General features: G+C 65.2%; 21 protein-coding genes. 9 read left to right on the plus strand and 12 right to left on the minus strand.

Annotation, left to right across the window (positions count from 1 at the left end):
- Nucleotides 1-50: 50 nt before the first annotated feature.
- Nucleotides 51-1,352, minus strand: coding sequence for an Nramp family divalent metal transporter (locus QFZ94_RS20175; protein ID WP_368587090.1), 1,302 nt, complete (start codon nucleotides 1,350-1,352; stop codon nucleotides 51-53).
- Nucleotides 1,353-1,891: 539 nt separating this feature from the next.
- On the opposite strand from QFZ94_RS20175, the gene QFZ94_RS20180 reads away from it, so the two are divergent.
- The 5 genes from QFZ94_RS20180 to QFZ94_RS20200 all read left to right on the plus strand — a co-directional run bounded on the left by QFZ94_RS20180 (nucleotide 1,892) and on the right by QFZ94_RS20200 (nucleotide 6,167).
- Nucleotides 1,892-2,992, plus strand: coding sequence for a polyamine ABC transporter substrate-binding protein (locus tag QFZ94_RS20180; RefSeq protein ID WP_429459045.1), 1,101 nt, complete (start codon nucleotides 1,892-1,894; stop codon nucleotides 2,990-2,992).
- A gap of 93 nt (nucleotides 2,993-3,085) precedes the next feature.
- Nucleotides 3,086-4,252 carry an ABC transporter ATP-binding protein gene (locus QFZ94_RS20185; RefSeq protein ID WP_429459047.1) on the plus strand — a complete coding sequence of 389 codons (1,167 nt, stop codon included), beginning with the start codon at nucleotides 3,086-3,088 and terminating at the stop codon, nucleotides 4,250-4,252.
- Nucleotides 4,249-5,181 (plus strand): ABC transporter permease subunit, encoded by a 933-nt coding sequence (locus QFZ94_RS20190; protein ID WP_410847979.1) that lies wholly within the window; start codon nucleotides 4,249-4,251, stop codon nucleotides 5,179-5,181. The genes QFZ94_RS20185 and QFZ94_RS20190 overlap by 4 nt, the downstream gene beginning before the upstream one ends.
- The gene (locus tag QFZ94_RS20195) at nucleotides 5,178-5,996 is read left to right on the plus strand and encodes an ABC transporter permease subunit (RefSeq protein WP_368587086.1); all 819 of its coding nucleotides are present in this window, start codon (nucleotides 5,178-5,180) and stop codon (nucleotides 5,994-5,996) included. Before QFZ94_RS20190 ends, QFZ94_RS20195 begins: the two co-directional genes overlap by 4 nt.
- 39 nt (nucleotides 5,997-6,035) lie before the next feature.
- On the plus strand, nucleotides 6,036-6,167 hold the full coding sequence (locus QFZ94_RS20200; RefSeq protein WP_429459049.1) for a hypothetical protein: 132 nt from the start codon (nucleotides 6,036-6,038) through the stop codon (nucleotides 6,165-6,167).
- A 27-nt stretch (nucleotides 6,168-6,194) separates the two neighbouring features.
- Here the strand turns inward: QFZ94_RS20200 and QFZ94_RS20205 are convergent, their stop codons facing one another.
- Nucleotides 6,195-7,685, minus strand: coding sequence for a flavin-containing monooxygenase (locus QFZ94_RS20205; protein ID WP_429459051.1), 1,491 nt, complete (start codon nucleotides 7,683-7,685; stop codon nucleotides 6,195-6,197).
- 210 nt (nucleotides 7,686-7,895) lie between these two features.
- Between QFZ94_RS20205 and QFZ94_RS20210 the strand changes: the two genes are divergently transcribed.
- Entirely contained in the window at nucleotides 7,896-8,564 is a 669-nt protein-coding gene (locus QFZ94_RS20210; RefSeq protein ID WP_429459053.1) for a TetR family transcriptional regulator, read from the plus strand.
- 94 nt (nucleotides 8,565-8,658) lie between these two features.
- Here QFZ94_RS20210 and QFZ94_RS20215 read toward each other — a convergent pair whose 3' ends face one another.
- The 3 genes from QFZ94_RS20215 to QFZ94_RS20225 form a co-directional block, all read right to left on the minus strand.
- Nucleotides 8,659-9,843, minus strand: a complete 1,185-nt coding sequence (locus QFZ94_RS20215; protein ID WP_429459055.1) for a tetratricopeptide repeat protein — start codon at nucleotides 9,841-9,843, stop codon at nucleotides 8,659-8,661.
- 178 nt (nucleotides 9,844-10,021) lie between these two features.
- Nucleotides 10,022-10,702, minus strand: a complete 681-nt coding sequence (locus QFZ94_RS20220; RefSeq protein ID WP_368587082.1) for a PspA/IM30 family protein — start codon at nucleotides 10,700-10,702, stop codon at nucleotides 10,022-10,024.
- Nucleotides 10,703-11,160: 458 nt separating this feature from the next.
- Entirely contained in the window at nucleotides 11,161-11,823 is a 663-nt protein-coding gene (locus QFZ94_RS20225) for a hypothetical protein (protein ID WP_429459057.1), read from the minus strand.
- Between the two features lie 556 nt (nucleotides 11,824-12,379).
- On the opposite strand from QFZ94_RS20225, the gene QFZ94_RS20230 reads away from it, so the two are divergent.
- Nucleotides 12,380-14,881, plus strand: a complete 2,502-nt coding sequence (locus QFZ94_RS20230) for a penicillin-binding protein 1A (protein ID WP_429459059.1) — start codon at nucleotides 12,380-12,382, stop codon at nucleotides 14,879-14,881.
- Nucleotides 14,882-15,425: 544 nt separating this feature from the next.
- On the opposite strand, the gene QFZ94_RS20235 is transcribed toward QFZ94_RS20230, so the two are convergent.
- Genes QFZ94_RS20235 through QFZ94_RS20245 form a run of 3 tightly spaced genes read right to left on the minus strand, consistent with a single transcriptional unit; the run spans nucleotide 15,426 to nucleotide 21,288 of the window.
- Nucleotides 15,426-17,000 carry an efflux transporter outer membrane subunit gene (locus QFZ94_RS20235; RefSeq protein ID WP_429459061.1) on the minus strand — a complete coding sequence of 525 codons (1,575 nt, stop codon included), beginning with the start codon at nucleotides 16,998-17,000 and terminating at the stop codon, nucleotides 15,426-15,428.
- A 14-nt stretch (nucleotides 17,001-17,014) separates the two neighbouring features.
- Entirely contained in the window at nucleotides 17,015-20,143 is a 3,129-nt protein-coding gene (locus QFZ94_RS20240; protein WP_429459063.1) for an efflux RND transporter permease subunit, read from the minus strand.
- Nucleotides 20,140-21,288 (minus strand): efflux RND transporter periplasmic adaptor subunit, encoded by a 1,149-nt coding sequence (locus QFZ94_RS20245; protein WP_429459065.1) that lies wholly within the window; start codon nucleotides 21,286-21,288, stop codon nucleotides 20,140-20,142. Before QFZ94_RS20245 ends, QFZ94_RS20240 begins: the two co-directional genes overlap by 4 nt.
- Before the next feature lie 217 nt (nucleotides 21,289-21,505).
- Here QFZ94_RS20245 and QFZ94_RS20250 point away from each other — a divergent pair, with 217 nt between their 5' ends.
- Nucleotides 21,506-22,123, plus strand: coding sequence for a TetR/AcrR family transcriptional regulator (locus QFZ94_RS20250; protein ID WP_429459067.1), 618 nt, complete (start codon nucleotides 21,506-21,508; stop codon nucleotides 22,121-22,123).
- Nucleotides 22,124-22,207: 84 nt separating this feature from the next.
- Here the strand turns inward: QFZ94_RS20250 and QFZ94_RS20255 are convergent, their stop codons facing one another.
- On the minus strand, nucleotides 22,208-22,420 hold the full coding sequence (locus QFZ94_RS20255) for a hypothetical protein (RefSeq protein ID WP_368587075.1): 213 nt from the start codon (nucleotides 22,418-22,420) through the stop codon (nucleotides 22,208-22,210).
- Nucleotides 22,421-22,686: 266 nt separating this feature from the next.
- Here QFZ94_RS20255 and QFZ94_RS20260 point away from each other — a divergent pair, with 266 nt between their 5' ends.
- Complete coding sequence (locus QFZ94_RS20260) at nucleotides 22,687-23,760, plus strand: LysR family transcriptional regulator (RefSeq protein WP_410842516.1); 1,074 nt, start codon at nucleotides 22,687-22,689, stop codon at nucleotides 23,758-23,760.
- Between the two features lie 24 nt (nucleotides 23,761-23,784).
- On the opposite strand, the gene QFZ94_RS20265 is transcribed toward QFZ94_RS20260, so the two are convergent.
- The 3 genes from QFZ94_RS20265 to QFZ94_RS20275 form a co-directional block, all read right to left on the minus strand.
- Nucleotides 23,785-24,015 carry a DUF2795 domain-containing protein gene (locus QFZ94_RS20265; protein WP_368587074.1) on the minus strand — a complete coding sequence of 77 codons (231 nt, stop codon included), beginning with the start codon at nucleotides 24,013-24,015 and terminating at the stop codon, nucleotides 23,785-23,787.
- Nucleotides 24,016-24,207: 192 nt separating this feature from the next.
- On the minus strand, nucleotides 24,208-24,462 hold the full coding sequence (locus QFZ94_RS20270; RefSeq protein WP_368587073.1) for a hypothetical protein: 255 nt from the start codon (nucleotides 24,460-24,462) through the stop codon (nucleotides 24,208-24,210).
- Nucleotides 24,463-24,678: 216 nt separating this feature from the next.
- On the minus strand, nucleotides 24,679-26,016 hold the full coding sequence (locus QFZ94_RS20275; protein ID WP_410847987.1) for a C45 family autoproteolytic acyltransferase/hydolase: 1,338 nt from the start codon (nucleotides 26,014-26,016) through the stop codon (nucleotides 24,679-24,681).
- Nucleotides 26,017-26,153: the final 137 nt, after the last annotated feature.

A 26,153-nucleotide genomic window follows, 5' to 3' on the forward strand; every position in this document is an offset into this window, starting at 1 on the left:
AGCGCGACGCGAAGTTCACGATACCCGCGCACCGACGTGCACGGCTGCCGTCATGCCCCGGTCGCCAGTTGCCACATCAGCGCGCCATTGAGCGCAATGATGAACCACGCCGATAGCCACGACAGCACCAGCGGCACGCCGTGCACGCGCCAGCCGCGCATCAGCGCCGGATCGGACGCACAGCGGATCAGCGGCACCACCGCGAGAGGCAATTGCAGGCTCAGCACGACCTGGCTCGCGACCAGCAACTGGTTCGAGCCATGCTGGCCGAACATGCCCACCGCGAGCAGGGCCGGCCCGATCGCGAGCGCACGCGTGAGCAGTGCGCGTTTCCAGCGCGGCAAGCGCAGCCGCAGGAAGCCTTCCATCACCGCCTGACCGGCCAGCGTGCCGGTGACCGTCGCGCTGAGTCCGCACGCGAGCAGTGCCGCGGCGAACAGGATGCCGGCCCAGCGGTTGCCGACGAGCGGCGCGATCAGCCGATGCGCATCGGCCAGATCGGTCACGTCGCGATGGCCGCTGGCATAGAACACGGCGGCCGCGACGATCAGCAGCGCCGCGTTGATCACGAACGCGAACGCAAGCGAGCCGAAGGTATCGAGATTGACGACGTGCAGCGCGGCCTTGATCTGCGCGTCGCTGCTGTCGGGCGCGTGATGCTTGACGAGCGCCGAATGCAGATACAGGTTGTGCGGCATGACCGTCGCGCCGACGATGCCCGCCGCGAGCCACAGCATGCCCGCGTTTCTGATCAGCTCGATGCTCGGCGCGGTGCCGGCCAGCGCCGCGTGCCAGTCGGGCCGCGCGAGCGCGAGCTGCACGACGAAGCACAGGCCGACGAAGCCGATCAGCGCGGCGATCACCGCTTCCAGCCGGCGGCCGCCCTTGTGCTGGAGCGCGAGCAGCGCGAACGTGCAGACCGCCGACATCAGCACGCCGACCGTCAGCGACACGCCGAGCAGCAGTTGCAGCGCGACCGCGCTGCCGACCACCTCGGCGACATCGCAGGCGATGATCGCGACTTCGCTCGTCAGCCACAGGAACAGCGTCGCGCGCCGGCCATTGCGTTCGCGGCACAGCTGCGCAAGATCGCGCCCGGTCACGACGCCGAGGCGCGACGACAGCCATTGCATCAGCATCCCCATCATGCTCGACAGCAGCACGATGCCGAGCAGGCCGTAGCCGTAGCCCGCGCCGGCGCCGAGCGCGGTCGCCCAGTTGCCGGGGTCGATATAGCCGACCGCGATCAGCGCGCCGGCGCCGAGGAACGAGAACCAGTGCGCCGGACGCGTCGGCTCACCCGGCAGACGCCGGCGCCGGTTGGGACGCATCGCGAAAGGATTGGTGTTCATCGTGCCAGAGCTTCTGGGAAATGCATCCTGTTGCAAGTCATATGCCCATCGCAGTCGCGCAGCGGCTGGCCGGCCGTCGCGCGACGACGTCGCGCAATCCCGCATCAAAGGATCATGATAGGAGCAATCGAGCCGTCGTGGCGAAGCCGGTTGCGCATGAAAGGTGCGCTGCCGCGCCGACGCGGGGCTCTGCACCGGCTTGCACCGTCCGGCACCCGCGCGGGCGTGAGCGGCGCCCCGGCGAAGCGCGAGCCAACGCCGACCTGACAGGCAGATAACAGCGACGCGACGAAACCCCCGCAACCTGCGCCAGCGCGGGGAAAGCGCGACCGCGGCACGCGTATTTTCCGGTAGACACGCGCCGATAACCCGTTAAAATTGCGGCCATTTTGCAAGGGTGCGGCCACAGCCCTGTACCGTTTGCGCGACAGCTCCGGGTTTTTTTTGGAGTGGGCAATAATTGGTGGTAGTTTTCGGGGTTTTCAGGGGGCCGTGCGCGCGAGGGCGCGGCTTGAGTGACGACGGGAGCGGAGAACGGGATGAACAAACGGATAGTGGGGCATGTGGCGGCGCTGATCTTGTGCGCGGCGCCGTGGTTGACGGCCGCTGCGAAAGATACGCAGCTGAACGTGTATAACTGGTCCGACTATATCGCGAAGGATACGATCCCGAACTTCACGAAACAGACCGGCGTTCAGGTCAAGTACGACAACTACGACAGCGACGACACGCTGCAGGCGAAGCTGCTCACCGGCAACTCGGGCTACGACATCGTCGTGCCGACCAGCAACTACGCGGGCAAGCAGATTGCCGCGGGCATCTTCCAGCCGCTCGACAAATCGAAGCTGCCGAACCTGAAGTACCTCGACCCGTCGCTGATGGCGCTCGTCGCCGGCGCCGATCCGGGCAACAAGTACGTGGTGCCCTGGGCGTACGGCACGACCGGCCTCGGCTACAACGTGACGAAGGTCCAGCAGATCCTCGGCAAGGACGTGCCGCTCGATAACTGGGACATCCTGTTCAAGCCGGAAAACATCTCGAAGCTGAAGGCCTGCGGCGTATCGGTGCTGGACGCGCCGGACCAGATGTTCGCGGCCGCGCTGCACTACATGGGCAAGGACCCAATGAGCACGAACCCGGCCGACTACCGCGCCGCGCTCGAGATGCTGAAGAAAATCCGTCCGTACATCACGCAGTTCAACTCGTCGGGCTACATCAACGACCTCGTCGGCGGTGATGTCTGCTTCGCGTACGGCTGGTCGGGCGACGTCGTGATCGCCAAGCATCGCGCGATCGAGGCGAAGAAGCCGTACAAGATCGAGTACTTCGTGCCGAAGGGCGGCGCGCCGGTGTGGTTCGACGTGATGGCGATTCCGAAGGATGCGAAGCACAAGGAAGCCGCGCTCGAGTGGATCAACTACATCGAGACGCCGCAGGTGCACGCCGCGATCACCAACGCCGTGTACTACCCGAGCGTCAATATGGAAGCGCGCAAGTACGTGGACAAGGACGTCGCGAACGATCCGGCCGTGTACCCGTCGCCGGAAACCATCAAGACGCTGTTCCTGTTGAAACCGCTGCCGCAGGAAATCCAGCGGCTGCAAACGCGACTGTGGACCGAGTTCAAGTCCGGCCGCTAAGCGTGGCAACAACAAACAGATAAGAAGCCTATGAAGCCCTCGGTGTTCACCGGGGGCTTTGTTCGTCAAACGCCGGAGTGAAGCAGCATTATGATGAGTAGTGACCAGCCGGGCGCGCTGGCCGGGACGGCCGTGCCGTCGACGGGCCCGAGCGCCGTTACGGGAGACGCAGCGGAGCAGTTTATCCAGATCGTCGACGTCGTGAAGAAGTTCGGCGAGACCGTCGCGGTCAAAGGGGTCAACCTGACGGTAAAGAAGGGCGAGCTGTTCGCGCTGCTCGGCAGTTCGGGCTGCGGCAAGTCGACCTTGCTGCGCATGATGGCCGGGCTCGAAACCGTGACGTCGGGCAAGATCCTGATCGATGGCGAAGACCTCGCGCAACTGCCGCCGTATCGCCGGCCGGTCAACATGATGTTCCAGTCGTACGCGCTGTTTCCGCACATGACGGTCGAGGCGAACGTCGCGTTCGGCCTGAAGCAGGAAGGCGTGCCGAAGGCCGAGCTGAAAGACCGCGTGCACAACGCGCTCGAACTCGTGCAAATGGGCCGCTTCGCGAAACGCAAGCCGCATCAGCTGTCGGGCGGGCAGCAGCAGCGCGTCGCGCTCGCGCGCTCGCTCGTCAAGCGGCCGAAGCTGCTGCTGCTCGACGAGCCGATGTCGGCGCTCGACAAGCAGATCCGCCAGCGCACGCAGATCGAGCTCGTCAACATTCTCGACCAGGTCGGCGTCACCTGCATGATGGTCACGCACGATCAGGAAGAAGCGATGACGATGGCCAACCGCCTCGCCGTAATGAGCGAAGGCCAGATCGTGCAGCTCGGCACGCCGCATGAAGTCTACGAGTATCCGAACAGCCGTTTCTCGGCGGAATTCATCGGCTCGACCAATCTGTTCGAAGGCCGCACGGTCGAGGACGAACCCGATCACGTGTTCATCGAAACGCCGGATCTGACTTGCCGTTTGCACGTCAATCACGGCATCACCGGTCCGCTCGGCATGCCGGTGACGATCTCGGTGCGGCCCGAACGCATCGCGCTCACGCGCAAGCCGCCCGAGGGCGCGTACAACTGGGGCAAGGGCGCCGTCACGAATATCGCGTACATGGGCGGCTATTCGCTGTATCACGTGAAGCTCGAGGGCGGCAAGACCGTGATCGCGAACGTGACGAGCCTCGCGCTCACCGAAATCGATCCGCCGTCCTGGGGCGACGAAGTCTACGTGCGCTGGAGCGCATCGGCCGGCGTGGTGCTGACGTCATGAAAGAAGCGCTTCGCTCGTTTTTCGCGTGGCCGGTGCGGCGTCTGAAGCTCACGGGACGCAGCGCGGTGGTGGCGGGGCCGTTCATCTGGCTCCTGCTGTTTTTTCTCGTGCCGTTCCTGCTGGTCGTGAAGATCAGCTTCGCCGATTCGCAGCTCGGCATTCCGCCGTACACGCAGCTCGTCACCTTCGCGGAAGGCGCGCTGCACATCACGCTCGATCTATCGCACTACGCGTTTCTGCTGACCGACAGCCTGTACTTCGCAACCTATGTGAATTCGGTCGTGGTCGCGGCGATTTCGACCTTGCTGTGTCTGCTGATCGGCTATCCGATGGCGTACTACATCGCGCGCTCCAATGCAGCCACCCGCAATCTGCTGATGATGGCCGTGATGCTGCCGTTCTGGACTTCGTTCCTGATCCGCGTGTACGCATGGATCGGCATTCTGAAGAACAACGGGCTGCTGAATAACTTCCTGATGTCGGTCGGGCTGATCCATTCGCCGATCGAGCTGTATCACACGAACACGGCGGTCTATATCGGCATGGTCTATTCGTACCTGCCGTTTCTCGTGATGCCGCTTTACGCTCACCTCGTGAAAATGGACCTCACCCTGCTCGAAGCCGCGTACGACCTCGGCGCGAAGCCGTGGAAGGCGTTCTGGCAGATCACGCTGCCGCTGTCGAAGAACGGCATCGTCGCCGGCTGTCTGCTGGTGTTCATTCCGGCGGTCGGCGAGTACGTGATTCCTGAGCTGCTCGGCGGCGCGAACACGCTGATGATCGGCCGCGTGATGTGGAACGAGTTCTTCGACAACGCCGACTGGCCGATGGCGTCCGCCGTCACCTGTGCGATGGTGTTGCTGCTGCTGGTGCCGATGGCGCTGTTCCAGCATGCGCAGGCGAAGGCATTGGAGGAGGGCCGCCAATGAAACCGAATCGCATGCTGCAGCTGATTGCTCTCGGCATCGGCTTTCTGTTTCTGTATATCCCGATCGTCAGCCTCGTCGTGTATTCGTTCAACGAATCGCAACTGGTCACGGTGTGGACGCGCTTTTCGACGCGCTGGTACGCGGCGCTGCTGCGGGACGACGAGCTCATTGCGTCGGCGTGGCTGTCGCTGCGGATCGGCTTGCTGACGGCGTTCGCGTCGGTGATCATCGGTACGTGGGCCGGTTTCGTGCTCGCGCGCATGGGGCGCTTTCGCGGCTTCACGCTGTACACGGGCATGATCAACGCGCCGCTGGTGATCCCCGAGGTGATTCAGGGCATCTCGCTGCTGCTGCTGTTCATCGAAATGGCGCGCTGGATCGGCTGGCCGGCTGAACGCGGCATCTTCACGATCTGGATCGGTCACGTGATGCTGTGTATTTCGTACGTCGCGATCATCGTGCAGTCGCGCGTGCGGGAGCTGCATCCGTCGCTCGAGGAAGCCGCGCTCGACCTCGGCGCGACCCCGTTGCGCGTGTTCTTCTCCGTCACGCTGCCGCTGATTTCACAGGCGCTGGTGTCGGGCTGGCTGCTGTCGTTTACGCTGTCGATCGACGACCTCGTGCTGTCCGCGTTCCTGTCGGGTCCCGGCTCGACGACCTTGCCGCTCGTCGTGTTCTCGCGCGTGCGCCTCGGCTTGAACCCGGAGATGAATGCGCTCGCGACGCTGTTCATCGCAGTCGTCACGGTCGGCGTCGTCGCGGCGAACTTCTTCATGCAGCGCGCGGAGCGCAAGCGGGCCGTGATGGCGGTTTGAGGTTGCGCGACGCGTTGAGCGCCTTCACTTCTTCTGACGATGGCGATAATCGAGTCCCTTCTGCGCGTGCTGGACTGGCAGCCGCTTTATCGGCTGTGGGAACTGATCGTGATCATCGTGAAGTTTCTATGGGAGCTGTTGCGGTTGCTGAGCGGCGGCGGAGGGCAGTGACTGCGCCTGCCTCCGCGCGGCGCCGATTCAACGCGCGAAGCGGTAATCCTGCGGCCGCACGCGCCGCGTACGCTTGCGAAAGCTGAACGTGAAGCCGGGCCAGATCGCGGTGACCTTCCCGCTCTGCGTCTGATACCAGCTATGGCAGCCGCTCGTCCATACCGCGTGCCGCATCTCCTGCTGCAAGCGCGCATTGAAATCGCGCTGCACGTCGGCGCGCAAGGTCATCGTGCGCGCATTCCGTTTGCGCAGCACACGCAGGCAATCGCCGATGTAGCGCAGTTGCGACTCGATCATGTAGATCATCGAGTTATGGCCGAGCCCCGTGTTCGGGCCGACGATCATGAAGAAGTTCGGGAAGTTCGCGATGCTCGTGCCGAGATAGGCCTCGGGGCCATCGCGTAGCCATAGCGTGCTGAGGTCGGTGCCGTCGAGACCGGTCACTTCGAACGGTGCGGGCACGTCGTTGACCTGGAAGCCGGTGCCGCAGATGATCGCGTCCGCGTGGTGGTGCACGCCGTCCTCGGTCACGATGCCATCCGCGACGATCTCGCGAATGCCACTCGTCACGACATCGACGTTCGGCTGGCACACGGCCGGGTAATAGTCGCTCGACAGCAGCACGCGCTTGCAGCCGAGCCGGTAGTTCGGCGTGAGCTTCGCGCGCAGCGCCGGGTCCTTGACGCGTCGCTCCAGATAGCTGAGGCCGAACTTCATCGGCATCTCCATCAGCTTCGGATTGACGACGAACGCGATCCCACGCGATTCGAGCTGCCAATAGATCGCGCTGCGAACGAAGCGCTGCGTGAACGGCAGCGTACGGAACAGCCATTGCGCGCGCGGGCCGATCGGCTTGTCGCGCTTCGGCATCACCCACGGCGCGGTGCGCTGGAACAGGTCCAGATGCGCGACGCGCGGCTGGATTTTCGGCACGAACTGGATCGCGCTCGCGCCGGTGCCGATTACCGCGACGCGTTTGCCGTCGAGCGCATACGCGTGATCCCAGCGCGCCGAATGAAACAGCTTGCCTTCGAAACGTTCGATGCCGGCGATGCGCGGCAGCGCGGGACGCGACAACGGACCGTTCGCGGCGATCAGCACGTCGGCCTCGATGATTTCGCGCGCGCCGTTCGTGTCGAGTTCGACGAGCCAGATCTGCCGCGCTTCGTCGAAGCGCGCGGCGCTCACTCTCGCATTGCAACGCACATAGCGATCGACGCCGTACTTGCGCGCGCAGTGCTGCAGATACGCGAGAATTTCGGCCTGGCTGCTGAACGAGCGCGACCACGCCGGGTTCGCCTCGAATGAAAACGAATACAGATGGGAGGGGACGTCGCAGGCCGCGCCGGGGTAGGTATTGTCGCGCCACGTGCCGCCGATGCTGCTCGCCGCCTCGTAGACGGTAAACGACGTGATGCCCATCTGCTGCAGACGGATCGCCATGCCGACGCCGGCAAAGCCACTGCCGACGATCGCAATGCGCGGCGCGGTGGATGAAGGGGAGGGGGCAGGCGTCACGACGGTCTCCGGCACGGGCGAAAGCGGGGGTGAAACGACAGCGGCTACGGCGCGGCGGGCTCGCGCGGCGCGGACGGCCAAGGCCGAAACGCGCGTCTACACCTGTCTATACATGGCTTATCGCGCAGGGTAGACAAGCGTACACATCGCGTCAAGATCGTTTAGAGTGCAGCTATTAAACGCGTATATCGCGCGATGATTGAACGCACGATGAGCACTGTCCCCGAAGCATCGTCCGTCGCCGGTCCGGAGTTGCCGCCCGGCAAGCGCAAGCTGATCGAAGCCGCGCTACGGTTGACCGCTGGCGGCCGCAGTCTCGCGAGCCTCGGCTTGCGCGAGCTCGCGCGCGAGGCGGGGCTCAATCCGAACACGTTCTACCGTCATTTCAGCGCGCTCGACGAACTCGCGCGCGAAGCCGTCGCCGCCGTGAGCCGTCGGCTTCGGCCGATGCTGCGGCGCGAGCGCTGGCTCGCCGCGCACGACGAACCGCACAGCGTGCCACGGCGCGCATGCGTCGCGTTTTTCGCATTCGCGCTGGCGAACCGCGAGGCGTTCCTGAGCGCGCTGGCCGAATATCACGGCATGTCGCCGGCTTTGCGCGAAGCGGTGCGCGCGAACCTGCACGAGGTGTCGGCGGAAATGGCGGACGACGTCGTGCAGCTCCAACTGATGCCGCAACTCGCGCGGGAGACCGTCGACGAGGTCTGCACGCAGATCGTGCTGCAACTGTTTCATCTATCCGCTGAATACATCGACGCGAACGACGCGCGCCGCGACGCATTGATCGATTACGCCGAGCGTTTCATCGTGCGGCTGTTCGTGGGGGCGGTCGTGCTCGCGCAGCACGAGGGTAGCCAGGCCGAATCGGCGCGGGCCTGAAATAAACGAAAGCGGTACGCAAAACCGGCAGGCAAAAAAAACAGGCTCCGCGAAGGAGCCTGTGTTTCATTCGACGCGGATCGATTGGATTCGATCAGGTATCGGTCCAACCGCCGGAATCGTCGTTGCTGCCCATGTCGACGCCGCCGCCGCTGCCGTCATCGTTCCAGTCGTTCGAACCCTGGCCGAAGTCGAGGCCGCCGCCGTTTGCGCCGTCGTTGCCGCGCCGGCGCAGTTCGTCGGGGTCGACGATCACGTCGCGCTCGATCACGCGGTCACGCCCATGACTGAGCGCCTCGCCAAGCAGCACGCCGGTCAGCAGACCGCCCATGCCGCCACCCATGCCACCGCCTTGCTGCACGATGACCTGCGGCTGCTGCTGAACCGGACCCTGTTGCGGATAAGGCGGCTGCGGATTGCCGAAGCGTTCGGCCTCCTGCGCATACGCCGATTGCTGGCCGGTGCCCACCGACGCGGCGGTCGGATCGGGCCGGCCGTCGGCGCGCGCACGCAGGCTCGCGATGCGCTGCTCGAACTCGTCGAGTGCATAAGGCGGCAGCGGATTCTTGCCGTTCGACAGCGTTTCGACGGTGCCGCGCAACTGCTCTTCGGTCGCTTCGACGTCTTTCTCGAGCAGCTCGTGACCCGGCGCGGTGGACAGCTTCACGTCGAGCTTGATCGAGCGCACGGTGTTCAGCATGTCGGTTGCGCGCTTCAATTGCGCGCGGCGGTCATCGTCGGCGCGGGTGTCTTCCTGGCTGCGCGCGCGGCGCAAGGTCCAGCGCAGCACGAACGCGATCGCGACGATCAGAACAACGATACCGATCCACATACCCACCCCCGGACCATGCCGTAGTTGCGCTTGCGACATCATCGCCGACTGTTGCTGCACGGCAGGCGCATTCTGCTGCGCGAACGGATTGGCGGCGTGACGGGTGACGTTGTTGCCCGCGCGTTCTGCGTCGCGGCGCAGGCGCGCTTCGGTTTGCGCGAAGCGGCTCGGGTCGGTGAAGCGGATCTGCGGATCGAGCGTCTTCGCCTGTTGGAGTTGCGCGAGCGCCTCGGCCGAACGGCCTTCGCGATCGAGCACCTGGGCGTACAGATAGTGCGCGTGTGCGTTGTTCGGATGCGCTTGCAACACTTCGGTGAGGCCGGCGTCGGCCTGCTGCCAGTTGCCCTGCGCCATCGCCGATTCGATTTGCTGAGCGGTCGGCACCGCGAACGCCGCGGCCGACACGAGCAGCAGCGCAGCGAAAGCGGTTGCGAAAAGTTTTTTCATTTGCGGACCGGGCGGCGCGCGCCCGTCTCCATCAGTCGATTGCGGTGGCTGCCTGCGGCGGCCGATATGCCGGTGCGTTCAGGAGCGAGCGCACCGGCATCTACTGCTACTTCTGCGGTCATTGCCGCGCGTACCTGCTGTGCGTAGTTGCCGTGGAGCCGGTACACGCATCCAGCATTTACTGCGCCGGCGTATTGAGCTGCTTCTTCAGCGCTTCGAGCCGGTCGTCGATGGACGGGCCGCGGTTCAGATCCGCGAGCTTGTCGTCGAGCGCCTTGCCGCTTTTCTCGTCGGCGGAGTTCAGACGTGCGTCGGAACGCGCGTTCGACAGCGCGACTTTATCTTCGAGCTTCTGGAAATCTTCGGACAGGTTCTTGCCGCCGATGCCGCCGAGTGCCGTGGCCGCGGTATCTTTCGCCTGCGCGATCTGCTGCTTGGCTTGCAGGATGTTCGAGCGCGCATTCAGGTCGTTGCGGCGCGTGCGCATGTCGTCGATCTGGCTCTTCAGTTGCGCGACCGATGGTTCCAGCGAGGTCAGTTCTTTCGTCAGTGCATCGCGTTCGGCTTCAGCGGTGGCCTGCGCGCCGAGCGCTTCACGCGCGAGCGCTTCGTCGCCGGATTGCAGTGCACGGCGAGCACCGTCCTCATACTTCTTCGCCTTGTCCGCGGCAACATCGCGCTTGCTTTGCTGGGTGGCGACCTGCGCCTGAATCTCGATCAGCGAGTTCTCGGCCTTGCCGATGCTGTCGTCGAGTTCGCGCACGATCTGGCGCGAGTCACGCGACGGATCCTGCACCGAGTCGGCCGCATCGTTCAGAAGACCCTTGAGCGTGCGCGAAATGCTGTCAAAAAGCGACATGAAAACCTCCAGAGAATGTGAGCGGCGCCGACGATGCGTGCGCCCCTGACTGCTTTGAACTACTGCTACTTTACGCCGCCGCGCGCGATGCTGCGCAACGTTCGGACCGGAGTTCGGGGCGCACTTGCCAATTGCAATAGCGCGCTCCGTTTTTGTTGGGGCGCAATGCCGGGTCGAGGCTTGCCTGGACGATGGAAAGCCGCGACGGGCATGGACTTGACGGCGGATATTACACCATCGGCTGTCTTAAAGATGGCTTGAACGATGCGGCCTTTGGGACGCTGGAACGATGCTGGAAAGCCACTGTTTGCCCGTGTGTGCGGGCATTATCGAGCAGCGGTTCATACGGGTGTCACTGATGTAACGATATGCAACGTGGACTCGTTACGTGCCCCGCCTGTCCGCCCGGATGCAGTGCTCGCGGCTCGATGCGCGGTAATTTTCCGTCACGCTTTCGGTCACGCGAAGCGGCCGCCTTCGGCGCTCGGGTCGCTGTGCGGTTCGTCGTCGTCGGGGGCGGGCTCGTTGGGGCGGCGCTTCAGAGAGTTGCGCAGACGCGCCGAGGTGCTGGACAGCCGTTGCGACGCGGCTTGTTCGATCGCGTCCGTCTCGGTGTTTTCGGCGTTGTCGGCGGCTCGTGCCGCGGTCAGGCGCGCGACCGCTTCGGCGGTGGCCGCGGCCTGTTCGTCCTGCTCGGCGGCGAGCGCGGCGGCAACACCTGCGGGAAGCAGCGGGGCGGGGGAATCGGCAGCATCGGCTGCGACGGCGGGGCGACCGGCTTGCGGCACCGCGGCCGGGTTCACGGTATTGGCGGCACCGGTAGCCGCGCCTGCCGCATCTTTGTCAGGCGCTTGTAGCGATGCCGGCAGCGCGGCGCGCGCATAGCGGGTACCGCGCGCGACGCGTTGCAGCGCCGCGTTCAGCGCATCGGGCGCGCGCGGCGCACGCAGCCGGTCGACGATGCTCGCGGCCTTGACCTGCTCGCTGGTCGCGCCGAAGCTCAGCACCGCGCGCCGCATCAGTTCGCTTACGCTGATGCCCAGTTCCTCCGCAGTAGCGGTGATCGCACGTTTTTGCGCAGTCGTGACGAATACGACGATGCGCTCGCTGGGCTTGGACATGATCGACTCGCAGTCTTGTTGGCATGGGCGGGTCGGCGCGTGCCCCCGGATACGGTGTAGGAACCCGTCAACGGAGCTGCCGTTGGAACCCGCCGCTGGGTCCCCGTCGCGCGCATCGAAAGACGTGCGCGGGGTTCATCATATGACGAGTTGCGCCGCCACGGAATAAGCGTGATGCGAAAATCCCGTGACATCAATGAGTTGTAGTGATTGCGGCCGGTTTGTCCACAGCCCTTTCAACAGAAAATGTTGATAACCCCGCATAAACCGGGCTTCGCACGCACGCTGCAATCCGCACTGCGCGAAATTACAGAGCCCTACTAGGAAAAGGCGGCCGTCGAAGGGAATTCTTACAAAAAAACTGCGTTGGACCGCTGCCGATTTCTTTAAAATGCGCTGTTACGTTGCGCCGGACATGGTCCGAGGCGTGCCGTGCGGCCGGCCGGGGGCAAGGTCCGCAGGGCGGCGTACGTCCCGGCCCGGATGTCGATCACGACCCATGCGCGCCATGCGCGCGTGCAGACAGGCGCGCAGTTGCGGGCCCATTACTCCAGTCATGCCAATCATCAAACGACCGCATTCCTCGAATTCTCCGGCCGGTGAAGACCGGGACTCCCATCAACGCACCCCTGGACGCAACGCCGCTTCGCGCGACGCCGAGTACGGCCGTCGTTCGATCGGGGCGTCGCTCGTGTTGTGGTTCTTCGGCCTGATCGCGACCGTCGCGGTGATCGGCGCGCTGATCGTCGGCTATGCGCTCGTCGTGATGGGGCCGCAGTTGCCGTCGCTCGACGCGCTCACCGACTATCGCCCGAAAGTGCCGCTGCGCGTCTACACCGCTGATCACGTGCTGATCGGCGAATTCGGCGAGGAGCGCCGCAGCCTCGTGCGCTTCCAGGATATCCCCGATCAGATGAAAAAAGCGGTGCTCGCGATCGAGGACTACCGCTTCTACGAACACGGCGGCGTCGATTTCCTCGGTATTCTGCGCGCCGGTTTTGCGGACCTCGCGCATGGCGGCGCATCGCAGGGCGCGAGCACGATCACGATGCAGGTCGCGCGCAACTTCTTCCTCTCCAGCGAGAAGACCTACACCCGCAAGGTCTACGAAATGCTGCTCGCGTACAAGATCGAGCGCGCGCTGACGAAAGACCAGATCCTCGAGCTGTACATGAACCAGATCTATCTGGGCGAGCGCGCGTACGGCTTCGCCGCGGCCGCGCGCGTGTACTTCGGCAAGGACCTGAAGGACATTTCGCTGGCCCAGGCCGCGATGCTCGCGGGCTTGCCGAAGGCGCCGTCCGCTTATAACCCGGTCGTCAATCCGAAGCGCGCGACGATCCGTCAGGAGTACATCCTGCAACGCATGCTCGAACTGCGCTACATCACGCGAGAGCAGTACGACCAGGCCGTGAAGGAAGAGATTCACACGAAGAATCCGGGCAACGAGTACAGCGTGCATGCCGAGTACGTCGCCGAAATGGTGCGGCAGATGATGTACGCGCAGTACAAGGACGAAACCTACACGCGCGGCCTGAACGTCACGACGACGATCGATTCCGCCGACCAGGACGCCGCGTATCGCGCGGTGCGCAAGGGCGTGATGGACTACGAGCGGCGCCACGGCTATCGCGGACCGGAAGGGTACGTGCAGTTGCCGGAGGCCGGCGACGACCGCGACCAGACGATCGACGACGCGCTGACCGATCACCCGGACAACGGCGAGATCATCGCCGGCGTGGTGACGGCCGCGAACGCGAAGCAGGTGGTCGCGCAACTGGTCGACGGCACGCAGGTGACGGTGTCGGGCGACGGCCTGCGCTTCGTCGCTGCCGCGCTGAGCCCGCGCGCGAACCAGCCGCTGCGCATCAGGCCGGGTTCGATCGTGCGCCTCGTCGCCGACGACAAGGGCAACTGGCAGATCACGCAGCTTCCGCAGGTCGAGGGCGCGCTGGTGTCGCTGACGCCGCAGGACGGCGCGATCCGTGCGCTGATCGGCGGCTTCGACTTCAACAAGAACAAGTTCAACCACGTGACGCAAGCGTGGCGCCAGCCGGGTTCGAGCTTCAAGCCGTTCATCTATTCGGCCGCGCTCAACAAGGGGCTCGCTCCGGCGACGATCATCAACGACGCGCCGCTGTACTTCCCGCCGAGCACGCCGGGCGGCGACGCGTGGGAGCCGAAGGACGACGACCAGCCTGATGGTCCGATGTCGATGCGCCTCGCGCTGCAGAAGTCGAAGAACCTCGTGTCGATCCGCATCCTGTCGTTCATCGGCACCAAGTATGCGCAGGACTTCGTCACGCAGCGCTTCGGCTTCGACGCCGACAAGACCCCACCATATCTGCCGATGGCACTCGGCGCGGGCCTCGTCACGCCGCTGCAATCGGCGGGCGCGTACTCGGTGTTCGCGAACGGCGGCTACCGGATCAATCCGTATCTGATCAACGAAGTGACCGACGCGCGTGGCGTGGCGATCTCGCGCGCGCAGCCGCTCGTCGCGGGGCACGACGCGCCGCGCACGCTCGAGCCGCGCAACGCGTACATCATGAACAGCCTGTTGCACTCGGTCGCGACCGCGGGTACGGGGGCGGGCACCAACGTGCTGAAGCGCTCGGACCTGCAGGGCAAAACCGGCACGACCAACGACGCGAAGGACGGCTGGTTCGCCGGCTATCAGCAGTCGCTGGTGGCGGTCGCGTGGATGGGCTACGACCAGCCGAAGAGTCTGGGCAGTCGCGAATTCGGCGCGCAGCTCGCGCTGCCGATCTGGGTCGAGTACATGCAGCGCGCGCTGCGCGGTGTGCCGCAGGCCGAGCCGCCGCAACCCGACGGCGTGACGGTGGTGGACGGTGAGCTGTTCTTCAGTGACAAGTTGCCGGGGCAAGGCTTCGTCGCGAGCATCGGTCTCGATACGAGCAATCCGATGGCCGGCGCGACCGATGCGGTGGGCGGTGTCGGGCCGGCGGGCATGACGCCGCCGGTGGTGCCGCCGCCGAGCGTGTCGACGACCGAGAAGAAGCAAATTATGGATCTGTTCGAGTCGAACAAGCCTTGATGTTTTTGACAGCGCGTACGCGGTTGGCTTCGGCGGGCCGCGCACGCGTTCACCCCTTCGGGTCGGATTCCTGACCTATCCTTCGTTCTTGCGCGATGCGTGCGCGAATGCATCGTCGCCTGAATCCATCGCGCGCTCAAGCACTTGGGCGCGATCTCCAGGCCTTATCAACAGGTCTTTCAACACATTCTGTGGATAACGGCGTGGGCCGATATTTTCCGGTCGTGAGTCCGCTTGAGCGCGTCGTTGCTTCGAAATTGCTGCGCCCAGTAACGCGCGGGACAAAGCGATTCGCCTCAAGCACTTAGACGCTCCGCCCCAGGCTTATCAACAAGTCTGTCAACACAAACTGGGGATAACGTTGAGGGATCCCAGGCGCTGGCGCGGCGAAAAACTCCGTCACGCGCACATGCTGTGCGATTTCGCACCTCATCCGCAAATCTCCGCGCGCTCAATGCGTTAGCCCGTTTTTCAGACGGTTTTCAACAGGCTCATCAACACGAACTGGGGATAAGTGCGCGGCGTTCCATAGGGAATCCCAGGTTTAGTCGGATGCGGTCGGGTTCGGTGTACCGACGGACGCCGACGCGGACGCGGCAGTGGAAGCCGCCGCCGCCGGCGCGGACGACGTCCCGCCCTGATCGAGCGGCGGATTGCCCATCGCCTGCAACAGCGCAGCCGTATCAGTCAGCCGCGCGCTCGTATAGCGGATCTCGTCGAGCTGCGCGTTGCGCCATTGCTGCTCGCTCGAACGCGTCGCCGCGACGGGCAGCGAGCCGAGCCGATAGCGCGCCGACGTCTCGTTGAACACGCCCTGTGCCGAACGCGCGGCGATGTTCGCGGCATCGAGCGACTGCGCGTCGTGCTCGAGCGAGGCGAGCGTATCGGCGACGTTCTGGAACGCGGCCAGCACCGTCTGTTTGTACTGCGACACGCTCGCTTCGTACGTGTGCTGTGCCGCGCGACGCTGCGCGAGCAGCGCGCCGCCATGAAACAGCGGTTGCGACAGCGACGCGCCGATGCTCCAGATCGCCCCCGCACCGGACATCGCGACCGGCCAGCTAAACCCGCCTTGTCCCATCGATGCCGACAGCGACAGACTCGGGAACATCTGCGCGGTGGCGACGCCGACATCGGTCGCAGCGGCCTTCAGCGCGGCGTCGGCGGCCTCGATGTCCGGCCGCGTGCGCAGCAGTTCCGACGGCACCACGACCGGCACCTGCTCGGGCAAATGCAACTGCGCGAGATCGATGTCGTCCGGCGCGGCGTCAGGCGTGCGGCCGAGCAGCACCGCGAGCGCGTGACGCGTGGTGAGCCACTGTTGCTTCAGCGCCGGCAGACTCGCCGACACGCTCGCCGCGCTCTGCTGCGCGTTCAGCAGATCGGCATGCGAGACCGCGCCGAGCGCGAAGCGCCGTTCGGTATCGCGCGCCTGATCGTTGGCGAGGACCACGAGCCGCTCGGTCGTATCGATCTGCGCGTGCAGCGCGGCGCTCGTGATCGTCGCGGTCACGATGTTCGCCGCGAGCGCGCGCCGCGCCGCCTCGAGCTGGTAGACCTGCACGTTCACGCGCGCGGCGAGCGCCGCGTTCGCGAGGCGCGCGGAGCCGAACAGATCGAACGTATAGTGCGCCTGCAACTGGCCGACGAACACGTTGTACAGAAACGTGTTCGGTCCGATCTCCGGGATCGCGAGCGCGCGATTGCGGGTGGCCTGGCCGCCGGCGTCGATGGTCGGCAGCAGCGAACTGCCGACCTGCGCGCGCAACTGCTCGCGCGCGGCGGCGAGACTGCGGTCGGTCGCGTCGAGCGTCGGACTATTGCGCAAGCCTTCGTCGACGAGCGCGTTCAGCGCCTCCGAGCGGTACAGCTTCCACCATTCGGGCACCGGCTGCGCACCGGTCACGAACTGCTGCGTGATGCCCTGCGCGGGCACGGTTTGAGTCGGCAGCGGCTCGGCACCGTAATGCGCGGGCTGCGGCATCGCGGGCGCGTCGCCGTTCGGTCCGAACGAGCAGGCGCCGAGCAGGCAGGTGATGCTCGCGATGCCGGTGGCGAGCGTGGTGCGGGCCAGCGCGTCGAAGCGCGCGCGGCGACGGGATAGGGCGGGGATAGTCATGCTCGTGCTCATGCTCAGTTACCCGTGTGCGTGGCGTCGGAACCGGACGGCGTCTGCGGCTCGCGCTCGTCGGCACGCACGCGGAACGACGCGGCGTACAACGCGGGCAGATAGAACAGCGTCAGGATCGTCGCGCTCGTGATGCCGCCCATCAGCGCGGTCGCCATCGGCCCGAAGAAGTTCGAGCGCAGCAGCGGGATCAGCGCGAGCACGGCCGCGGCGGCGGTCAGCGTGATCGGCCGGAACCGCCGCACGGTCGCGCCGACGATCGCATCGAAACGCTTGTGCCCCGACGCGATGTCCTGCTCGATCTGATCGACGAGAATCACCGAGTTGCGCATGATGATGCCGAACATCGCGATCACGCCGAGCATCGCGACGAAGCCGAACGGCTGGCCGAACAGCAGCAACGTCAGCACCACGCCGATCAGGCCGAGCGGCGCGGTCAGCACGACCATCAGCACGCGCGCGAAGCTTTGCAGCTGGATCATCAGCAGCGTGAGCACCGCGATCACCATGATCGGAATCTGCGCATTGATCGAGGTTTGACCCTTGGCGCTTTCCTCGACCGAGCCACCGATCTCGATCCGGTAGCCGACCGGCAGCGTCGCACGGATCGGCGCGAGCGCGCGGTCCACCGCGTGCGTCACGTCGATGCCTTGCGCGTCGGCCGACACGTCGGACTGCACGGTAATGGTCGGCTGGCGGTCGCGTTCCCAGATCACGCCGTATTCGAGGTCGTTGCGCAGATGTCCGAGGGTGCCGAGCGGCACCGGCCCGTTCGGCGTCGGCATCGCGAGCGCGATCAGCTGCGACGGGTCGACGCGTTCGGCGCGCGGCGCGCGCAGATCGACGCTGATCAGCTTGTCGCGCTCGCGATACTGCGTGACCGTATAGCCGGACATCGTCAGCGCGAGGAAGCTGGAGATGTCTGCCGATGTCACGCCGAGCTCGCGCGCGCGTTTCTGGTCGATCTCGAAGCGCACCGAGCGCTCGGCGGGTTCGTCCCAGTCGAACTGCACGTTGCGCGTGCCGCGATTGGCGCGCATCGTCGCGGCGACGCGTTCGGCGATCGAGCGCACGGTCGCGATGTCGTCACCGCTCACCCGGAACTGCACCGGATAGCCGACCGGCGGCCCGTTCTCGAGGCGCGACAGGCGCGTGCGGATCGCCGGGAAGTTGTTGCGCAACTCTGGTTCGAGCCACTGCGCGAGCTTCTCGCGATCCTTGACCGACTTCGCGGTGATCACGAACTGCGCGAAGTTCGGCTGCTGCAATTGCTGATCGAGCGGCAGATAGAAGCGCGGCGCGCCGGTGCCGACGAAGCTGACCGAGTGATCGATTTCCGGCCGCCCCTTGAGAACCTGTTCGAGGCGCTGCGCCTGACGCAGCGTTGCATCGAACGACGCGCCTTCGGGCAGCCTCACATCGACCAGCAACTCCGGCCGGTCGGAACTCGGGAAGAACTGCTGCGGCACCAGCGAGAAGCCGGCCATCGCGAGCACGAACAGCAGCACAGTGATCGCGAGCACCACGAAGCGACGCTCGATGCACCAGCCGATCCAGCCGCGCAAGCGCGTGTAGAAGCGCGTGTCGTAGATGTCGTGTTCGTGATCGTCGGGCTCGTGCGCATGGCGCTTGCGCTCGGGCAGCATGTGATAGCCGAGCAGCGGAATCAGCACGACCGCCGCGAGCCACGACGCGATCAGCGCGATCGCCGACACCTCGAAGATCGAGCGCGTGTACTCGCCGGTGCTCGACTTCGCGAGCGCGATCGGCAGGAATCCGGACACGGTCACGAGCGTGCCGGTCAGCATCGGAAACGCGGTGCTGGTGTATGCGAAGGCTGCGGCGCGGGTGCGGTTCCAGCCTTGCTCGAGCTTCACCGACATCATTTCGACCGCGATGATCGCATCGTCGACGAGCAGGCCGAGCGCGAGCACGAGGGTGCCGAGCGATACCTTGTGCAGGCCGATATCGAACAGGTACATGCAAAGCGCAGTGACCGCGAGCACCACCGGAATCGAGATCACGACGACCATGCCGGTGCGCACGCCGAGCGATACGAGACTCACGATCAGCACGATCGCGACCGCTTCGGCGACCGCTTCGAGGAAGTCGTCGACCGAGCGCGCGACCGCATGCGGCATGCTCGATACTTCGACCAGATTCAATCCGACGGGCAGCGCGGCGCGCAGTTGGGTCATCTGCTGATCGAGTGCGCGGCCAAGGCGGATCACGTCGCCGCCCGGCTGCATCGTCACGCCGATGCCCAGCACGGGTTTGCCGCCGAAGCGCATCTGCGTGACGATCGGGTCGTCGTAGCCGCGCCTGATGGTCGCGATGTCGCCGAGACGGAAGGTGCGGTTGTTGATGCGGATCAGCGTGTCGGCCAGCGCGTTGACGTCGTTGAACTGGCCGCTCGGGCGCACGAACACGCGGTCGTCGGTGGTGGTCAGCGTGCCCGCGGGCGCGATCGTGTTCTGCGCGTTGATCGCCTGGCCGAGCTGTTGCGGCGAGATGCCGAGACGCGTCAACTGCGTGTTCGCGATCTCGATGTAGATGTGCTGATCGGGGTCGCCGAAATAGTCGACCTTGCCGACGCCCGGCACGCGCAGCAGCACCGTGCGCAGCTGGTCCGCGTAATCGTGCAGTTGCGCGGCGGAAAAGCCGTCGCCTTCGAGCGTGTAAATGTTGGTGTAGACGTCGCCGAATTCATCGTTGAAGAACGGGCCCTGGATGCCCGGCGGCAAGGTCGCCGCGATGTCGCCGACTTTCTTGCGCACCTGGTACCACGTCTCGGGTACCTGGCTCACTGGCGCCGAGTCCTTCATCGTGAAGAAGATCAGCGATTCGCCGGGGCGCGAGTAGCTGCGCACGAAATCGATGTACGGCGTCTCCTGCAGCTTGCGGCCGATGCGATCGGTCACCTGCTCCTGCACCTGGCGCGCGTTGGCGCCGGGCCAGAACGTGCGGATCACCATCACGCGGAACGTGAAGGGCGGGTCCTCCGACTGCGCGAGCCGCGTGTAGGCGAGGATGCCGAATGCGGTGGCGAGCGCGATCAGGAACACCACCAGCGCCTGATGACGCAACGCCCACGCGGAAAGATTGAAGCGGCCTTCTTCGTGCGCCGTGCTCATGAAGCGAAGTCCTCGGGATGCAGCGGCGCTATCGCGCGGACTTTCTCGCCGGCGCTCACGGTGTGTACCCCTTGCAGTACGACGCTTTCGCCATCTTTCAGGCCCTCGCTGACGACGAACGTGCGCTCGTAGTAGCGCGTGACAGTTACGCGACGCAGTTCGAGGGTGTTGTCCGCGGCGCGCACGACCCACACGGCCGGTTCGCGCCCCTCGTGAAACAGCGCGGTGACCGGCAGCGTGAACACGCCGTGCTGCGCGGCCTTCGCGGTGAGCGGCACGGCCGGCGTGACGTCGGCGGTCATGCCTAGGCGCACGTCGGCGCCGGCGTCGAGCAGCGTCAGACGCGCGCGCCACGTGCGGCTTTGCGGATCGGCGGCCGGCGACAGCTCGCGCACGCGCGCGCTGAGCTTGCGGCCCGGCAGCGCGGCGAGCGTGACGCTCGCGTTCTGGCCGACCGCGAATGCGGCGAGCGCGCTTTCGGGCACGTCGCACAGGACGTCGACGTCGCCGCTCCACGCGAGGTTGTAGACGGCCTGACCCGCCGACACGTTTTGTCCCGTGTCCGCCTGTTCAGCCGTGATGACGCCCGCATGACCGGCGGTGAGCGTCGTGTATTGCAGCTGATTCTTCGCGAGCGCCGCCTGCTGCTGCGCCTGATCGCGCTGCGCGAGCGCGGACGCGTACGCGTTGGTGGTCTGTTCGAGCTGGGCCGGCGCGATCAGGTTTTCTTTGGCCTGCGCCTTGTCGCGCTCGAGCTGTTGCTGCGCATAGACGAGGTTGTGCTGCGCGGCGTCGAGCTGCGCCTGCGTGCTAGCGGCGTTTTTCTGCGCATCGGCCGGGTCGAGCAATGCGACGACTTCGCCGCTCTTCACCGTGTCGCCGAGCCGCACCCGCCGCTCGATGATCTTGCCGGCGACGCGAAACGACAGCGGCGTCGAATAGCGCGCCTGCACTTCGCCGGGCAGCGACGCCGCCTGCAGCGCGTGACCGTCCGAATGCACGGCGAGCGCGACCACCGGGCGCGGCGCGGGTGCCGCGGCTTCCTTCTTCGAGCAGGCCGCGAGCGCGAGCACGCCTGCCAGCGCGAGCGCGCAGGTTTGCCTGGAGAAACCGCGGTGATGGAATGGGGGAGACTGCTGGCGCATCGCTGACGATGCGGGAGAACCGGGACGCTTCACAATTACCCCAACTGGAGACAGCGAACGAACACGGCAAGCCGCGCGGCCCGCCAGCGAAGACCTGCACGCCGTTCATGCTAATGGCATACAAGTATGGCTTTGGATGACGAAATGAATTCTAATACACTCATGTATCTGAATGTATAGATGGATTTGAATTCTTTTGAGTGCTAGGCTTGCGGCCATGAAACGTCAAAGACTGACACGAGAGCAGAGCAAGGACCAGACGCGGGGGCGGCTGCTCGATGCTGCGCAGGCAACTTTCATGAAGAAGGGCTTCGTCGCGGCGAGTGTCGAGGACATCGCGGCGGCGGCCGGCTATACGCGCGGTGCGTTCTATTCGAACTTCCGCAGCAAGACCGAGCTGTTTCTGGAGCTGTTGCGGCGGGATCACGAAGCGATGCAGGCGGGCCTGCATGCGATTTTCGAAAACGCGGCTTCGCGCGAGGAGATGGAGGAGCGCGTGCTGCGCTACTACAGCTCGCTGCATCGCGAGAACAAGTGTTTTCTGCTGTGGGTCGAGGCGAAGCTGCTGGCGGTGCGCGACGGCCGTTTCCGGCTGCGCTTCAACGCGTTCATGCACGAGAAGATCGAACAGTTGAGCGCCTATGTGCGCGAGTTCTCGGCACGCGTGGGCACGCCGATGTCGATGCCGCCCGAGCAACTCGCGATCGGACTGATGGGGCTGTGCGACGGCGTGCAGTTCTTCTACACGGTCGATCCGCAGAATGTGCCGACTGAGATGGCCGAAATGGTGCTGGCGGGGTTTTTCTCGCGCGTGGTGTTCGGGCGCGATGCGTGACAGTGGGCGTTCAGCCCGATGCGCGGATGCAAGAACGCGCGACCCGGACGGATCGCGCGTCAGATACGGCTAAAACCTTAAAAATCAGTCGGCCGGCAGTTGCGCGCAGGCTTCGGCGGCGGGCGCCGTGCACGCGAATGCGTACTGGCCGCTGGCGTCGAGGATCTTTGCCCCTGCGTGCAGGGCCACCTTGATATCCGGGCAACGCTCGTAAGCGATATATGCCGAGCTGGCGGCGGCCGACCAGCAAACCAGCGAAAACGCGATTTTTTCGAGCAGATGAAAACGATGTGGCATGGCGATGTGGCGGTAATTTCTTTCGGCCGCCATTTTACCAAGAGACTAGGGTTTATACCTAGCCAAAATCCACAATAGACGGCGCAATAGTGGCGAGATCGATACGCCACCTCGAATCTGACCGGAATGTCATGTCCGGGTCAGGGTTGGGACATGTCCGATAGCTAGAATCGGTTGGATTGGGCAGGCCCACACGCATGCGGCGCGGGGCCACACAGGCGGCAACAGTTGCGCCGGCCCGGCTTTACCGAGGCAGGAGTCGTCCCATGAATCAACTGCAGTCGATGCGCGTGTTCGTCAAGGTGGCGGACCTCGGCAGTTTCGTTGGCGCGGCGGGCGCGCTGGATCTATCCACCGCGGTCGTCACGCGGCACGTCGCGGATCTCGAAGCGCGGCTCGGCACCCGATTGCTGAACCGCACGACCCGCCGTCTGTCGCTGACCGAATCCGGCGCGACCTATCTGGAGCGTGTACGTCACATCCTCGCCGATCTCGAAGGCGTCGAGCAGATGGTGGTGGCGCGCAATCACGAGCCGGTCGGCACGCTGCGCATCGTCGCGCCGGTCGTGTTCGGGCTGCATAGTCTCGCGCCGGTCGTGCAGTCGTACGCGGCGCGCTATCCGGACGTGGTGCCCGACGTCACGCTCGCCGACCGCCACGTCGATCTCGTCGAAGAGGGCTTCGACGTCGGTATCCTGGTTGCGCGGCAGATGCGCAGCGCGAGCATCGTCACGCGGCGGCTCACGACCGGCTACATGACGGTGTGCGCGACGCCCGAGTACCTGGCGCAGCACGGCACGCCGAAACGCCCCGAGGATCTGCTCAGGCATTCGTGCCTGAGCCGGCCGGCCGAGCAGGGCGGCGGCGAGGAGCGCGTGTTCAGCGGGCCGGACGGCGAAGTGCGGGTCCGGCCGACCAACGCGATCGCGGCGAACAACGCCGAGATGCTGCGCCAGTTCGCGCTGCTGGGCATGGGCGTGGCGATTCTGCCGAGCTACCTGATCGGGCGGGACCTGGCGGCTGGGCGGCTCGTGCGTCTGCTCGACGAGTACAGCCTGCCGCCCATCGAAATCACGATTGCGTATCCGAGCCGGCTGCATCTGCCGGCGAAGGTCCGGACGTTCATCGATCATCTGGTCGAGCATTTCCAGCCGGAAAGCGCACAGGCGCGAGGTTCGCGCAGTGCGGCGCTGGTGCGGGCGGTAGCGGCGGTGAGCGGGTCCGACGATCAGGCCGCGCGCGAGATGTCCGAAGACGGGCTCGAAAGCACCCGCACGACACGCCGTGTGATACGGGTGCCGCGCACGCGGATCGCGGCGTCGTCGCAGTTCGGAAGGTGAGGTGACGCGTGTCTGAATCCGGCTTCAGATGCCTAGGCCCGGACCGTAATTGCCGCCGATCAGGCGCGTGACCGACTCGATATCGACGTAATCCTGCTCCGGCATGCTATCGAGCATCGCCAGCACCTCGTTGCTCGCGCCGGCTTCGCGCGCCGCGTCGACGAGCGCATCCTTGTTGGTCGGAAATTGGACTTCGCTGAGAAGGTCGGCGATCTGCAGATCGATCGATTCGCCGGGGATGTCCGAGGCCGTCATGCGCATGCTCCTGTCGAGCTCGAGTTGGTCACGTCGTTATTGCCGCCGCGAAAAGCCAGTGCCTCGCCGCGATGAGTTTCTCGCAGTGTGTCGCAATCCCGCGCGCATCGCCACCCCATCTTCATGACAGCCGGCGCAAGCCGGGCCGGCGCGCCGTCGCGGCCGCGCGATCGCCCGCCGTTGCGGCCGCCCTCACGTGGTCAAATGCTCGTGCTGCCCGGTCAGGCTGCGTTCCAGATGTCGGGACTTTGGCAGCGCAATATGCTCCCAGTGCTGCGGACGGTTCGCGTCCGCGCTCGCCACGTCCGGGGCAGGAGGCGCGACCGGGGCGGCGTCCACGCGTTGCGCAAGCGTAATGGAATCCTTGCTGTCCGGCGCGGTATGAACCGGCGCGGCGAAACACGAGGCTGACAGCGTCACCATGATTAACAGTGTCGAGGTTTTCATCGCCCGACCTCCTAAAGCTCATGCGGCGCTGACAATCGAGCAAACCCTGTGCCGTCCCGCGTCGAAAGGACGGTGCAAGCCAAGGACGGTGTGGCGCTGCGCGGCCCGAGCTCCTTACCATCTTAGATGGCAATTACTGCAAAGCGCGCACATTTGCGACAAAACCGTTTTGTAGATTCCATCATCGCACGAACCGGCGCGCGCGTCCGCCATGCGTTAGCGCAGCACGTCGAAGCGCGTCCACGGCCACGACGGCCGGTCGCGCATATAGCCGTTCAGCCAGTTCCACTGCGGATGCCGCTTCATGAACGCCTGCGCGTCGAACGGCCGGCCGCACGGATGGCCCCAGCGCGCGGAGAACGCCATCTCGCGCGCCATTTCGCTATCGACCACCTTGCCGTCGTTCGCGCCCCACGGATTGAACGGGCCGTGATCGGTGCCGCCGAAGCGCGCGTCGTCGAGCTCCAGATGCCCGCAGATCGTGCGCGAGCACGGGTTGTCGTTGCGATCGAGATAGACGTCGTGATGATCGGCGATCATCTGCTTCGCGAGTTCGACGTCGATGCTGCCGCGATGCATTTCCTCGAGCTGCATGAAACGCAGACGCCGCGCGCCGTTCTTGCGCACGTCGGTATAGTCCTCGCCTTCGCCGATGCATTCCTGGTTGCGGATCTTCAGATCCGTCGCGGTGTTGTAGCCGCTGTAGAAACCGTCTTTGGTGGTCTCGAAGCCCGAATAGTGCAGGCCGAGTTCGTAACGGGCGATCTCGCCGGTCTTCGTGTCGCCGAGCAGCCAGCTGTTCGCGTAGCCGCCGTTGTTCGCGAGCGAGAACATGTCGCACCATTCCTTGATGCTGTTCGCATATTGGGACGCGCGCCGCGAGCGATAGAACTCGGGCGCGCCGGCCGGGTTGTAGCCCGCGAAGTTCGAGATCGTCGTTTCGGTGATCATCAGCCCGGCCGCCGTGACCCAGAAATCGGTCAGGCTCGAGATGCAGCCCGGCAGGCCCTGCATCAGGATGCGGTTGCCGCGGTCGGGCACGATGTCGAACACGACGTTGAACGCGTCGCCGGCCGCGTAGCGGTCCCATGAGTTGTGCGCCATCACGATGCGGCCGTCGCGCGTCGCGTTGCCGGTCGCGATGAACGCGCTGCAGTGGTGACCACGCCGGCCGCGCCACAGTTTCGCGCCCAGATGCGGCTGAGCCTGCGCCGCATGCGTCGGCCACCAGCTTTGCAGCAGATCCATGTAGCCGTTCCACGCGAGCACTTCGGCGAACGGCAGCTTCGCGCCGTCGGCGATGCCATGAATTTCGTCGGCGAATTCGGTGTCGAGCTTGCTCGCGAACTGGCTCGTCGCGGCGTTGACGAAGGTGTCGAACTCTTCGCCGGTGTCCCACCTGGCGAGGTAGCGTGCGGTGCGGATCGCGTTTCTGATTTCGTCGGCGAGCAATTGGCCGTGCTGCTCGCCGCGATCGTACGGCTCGCCTTCGATATGCACGAAAATCCAGCCGGCCTGATCGCGGCGTACGGCCTCGGGGGACGGTTCGCTCATCTGCGGCTCCGACTACACGGCGTATAAGGCGGGCGCTGCCTCTGCGCCCATGCTGGGCTCACGCGTGCCGGCCGCATAAAGGGCCGACGGTCTGTTCATTGTAGAGAATCCGCGGCGCTTTGCATCGCACGCCGCGA

This window comes from Paraburkholderia sp. JPY465 (assembly GCF_050436725.1).
Taxonomy (GTDB): domain Bacteria; phylum Pseudomonadota; class Gammaproteobacteria; order Burkholderiales; family Burkholderiaceae; genus Paraburkholderia; species Paraburkholderia youngii.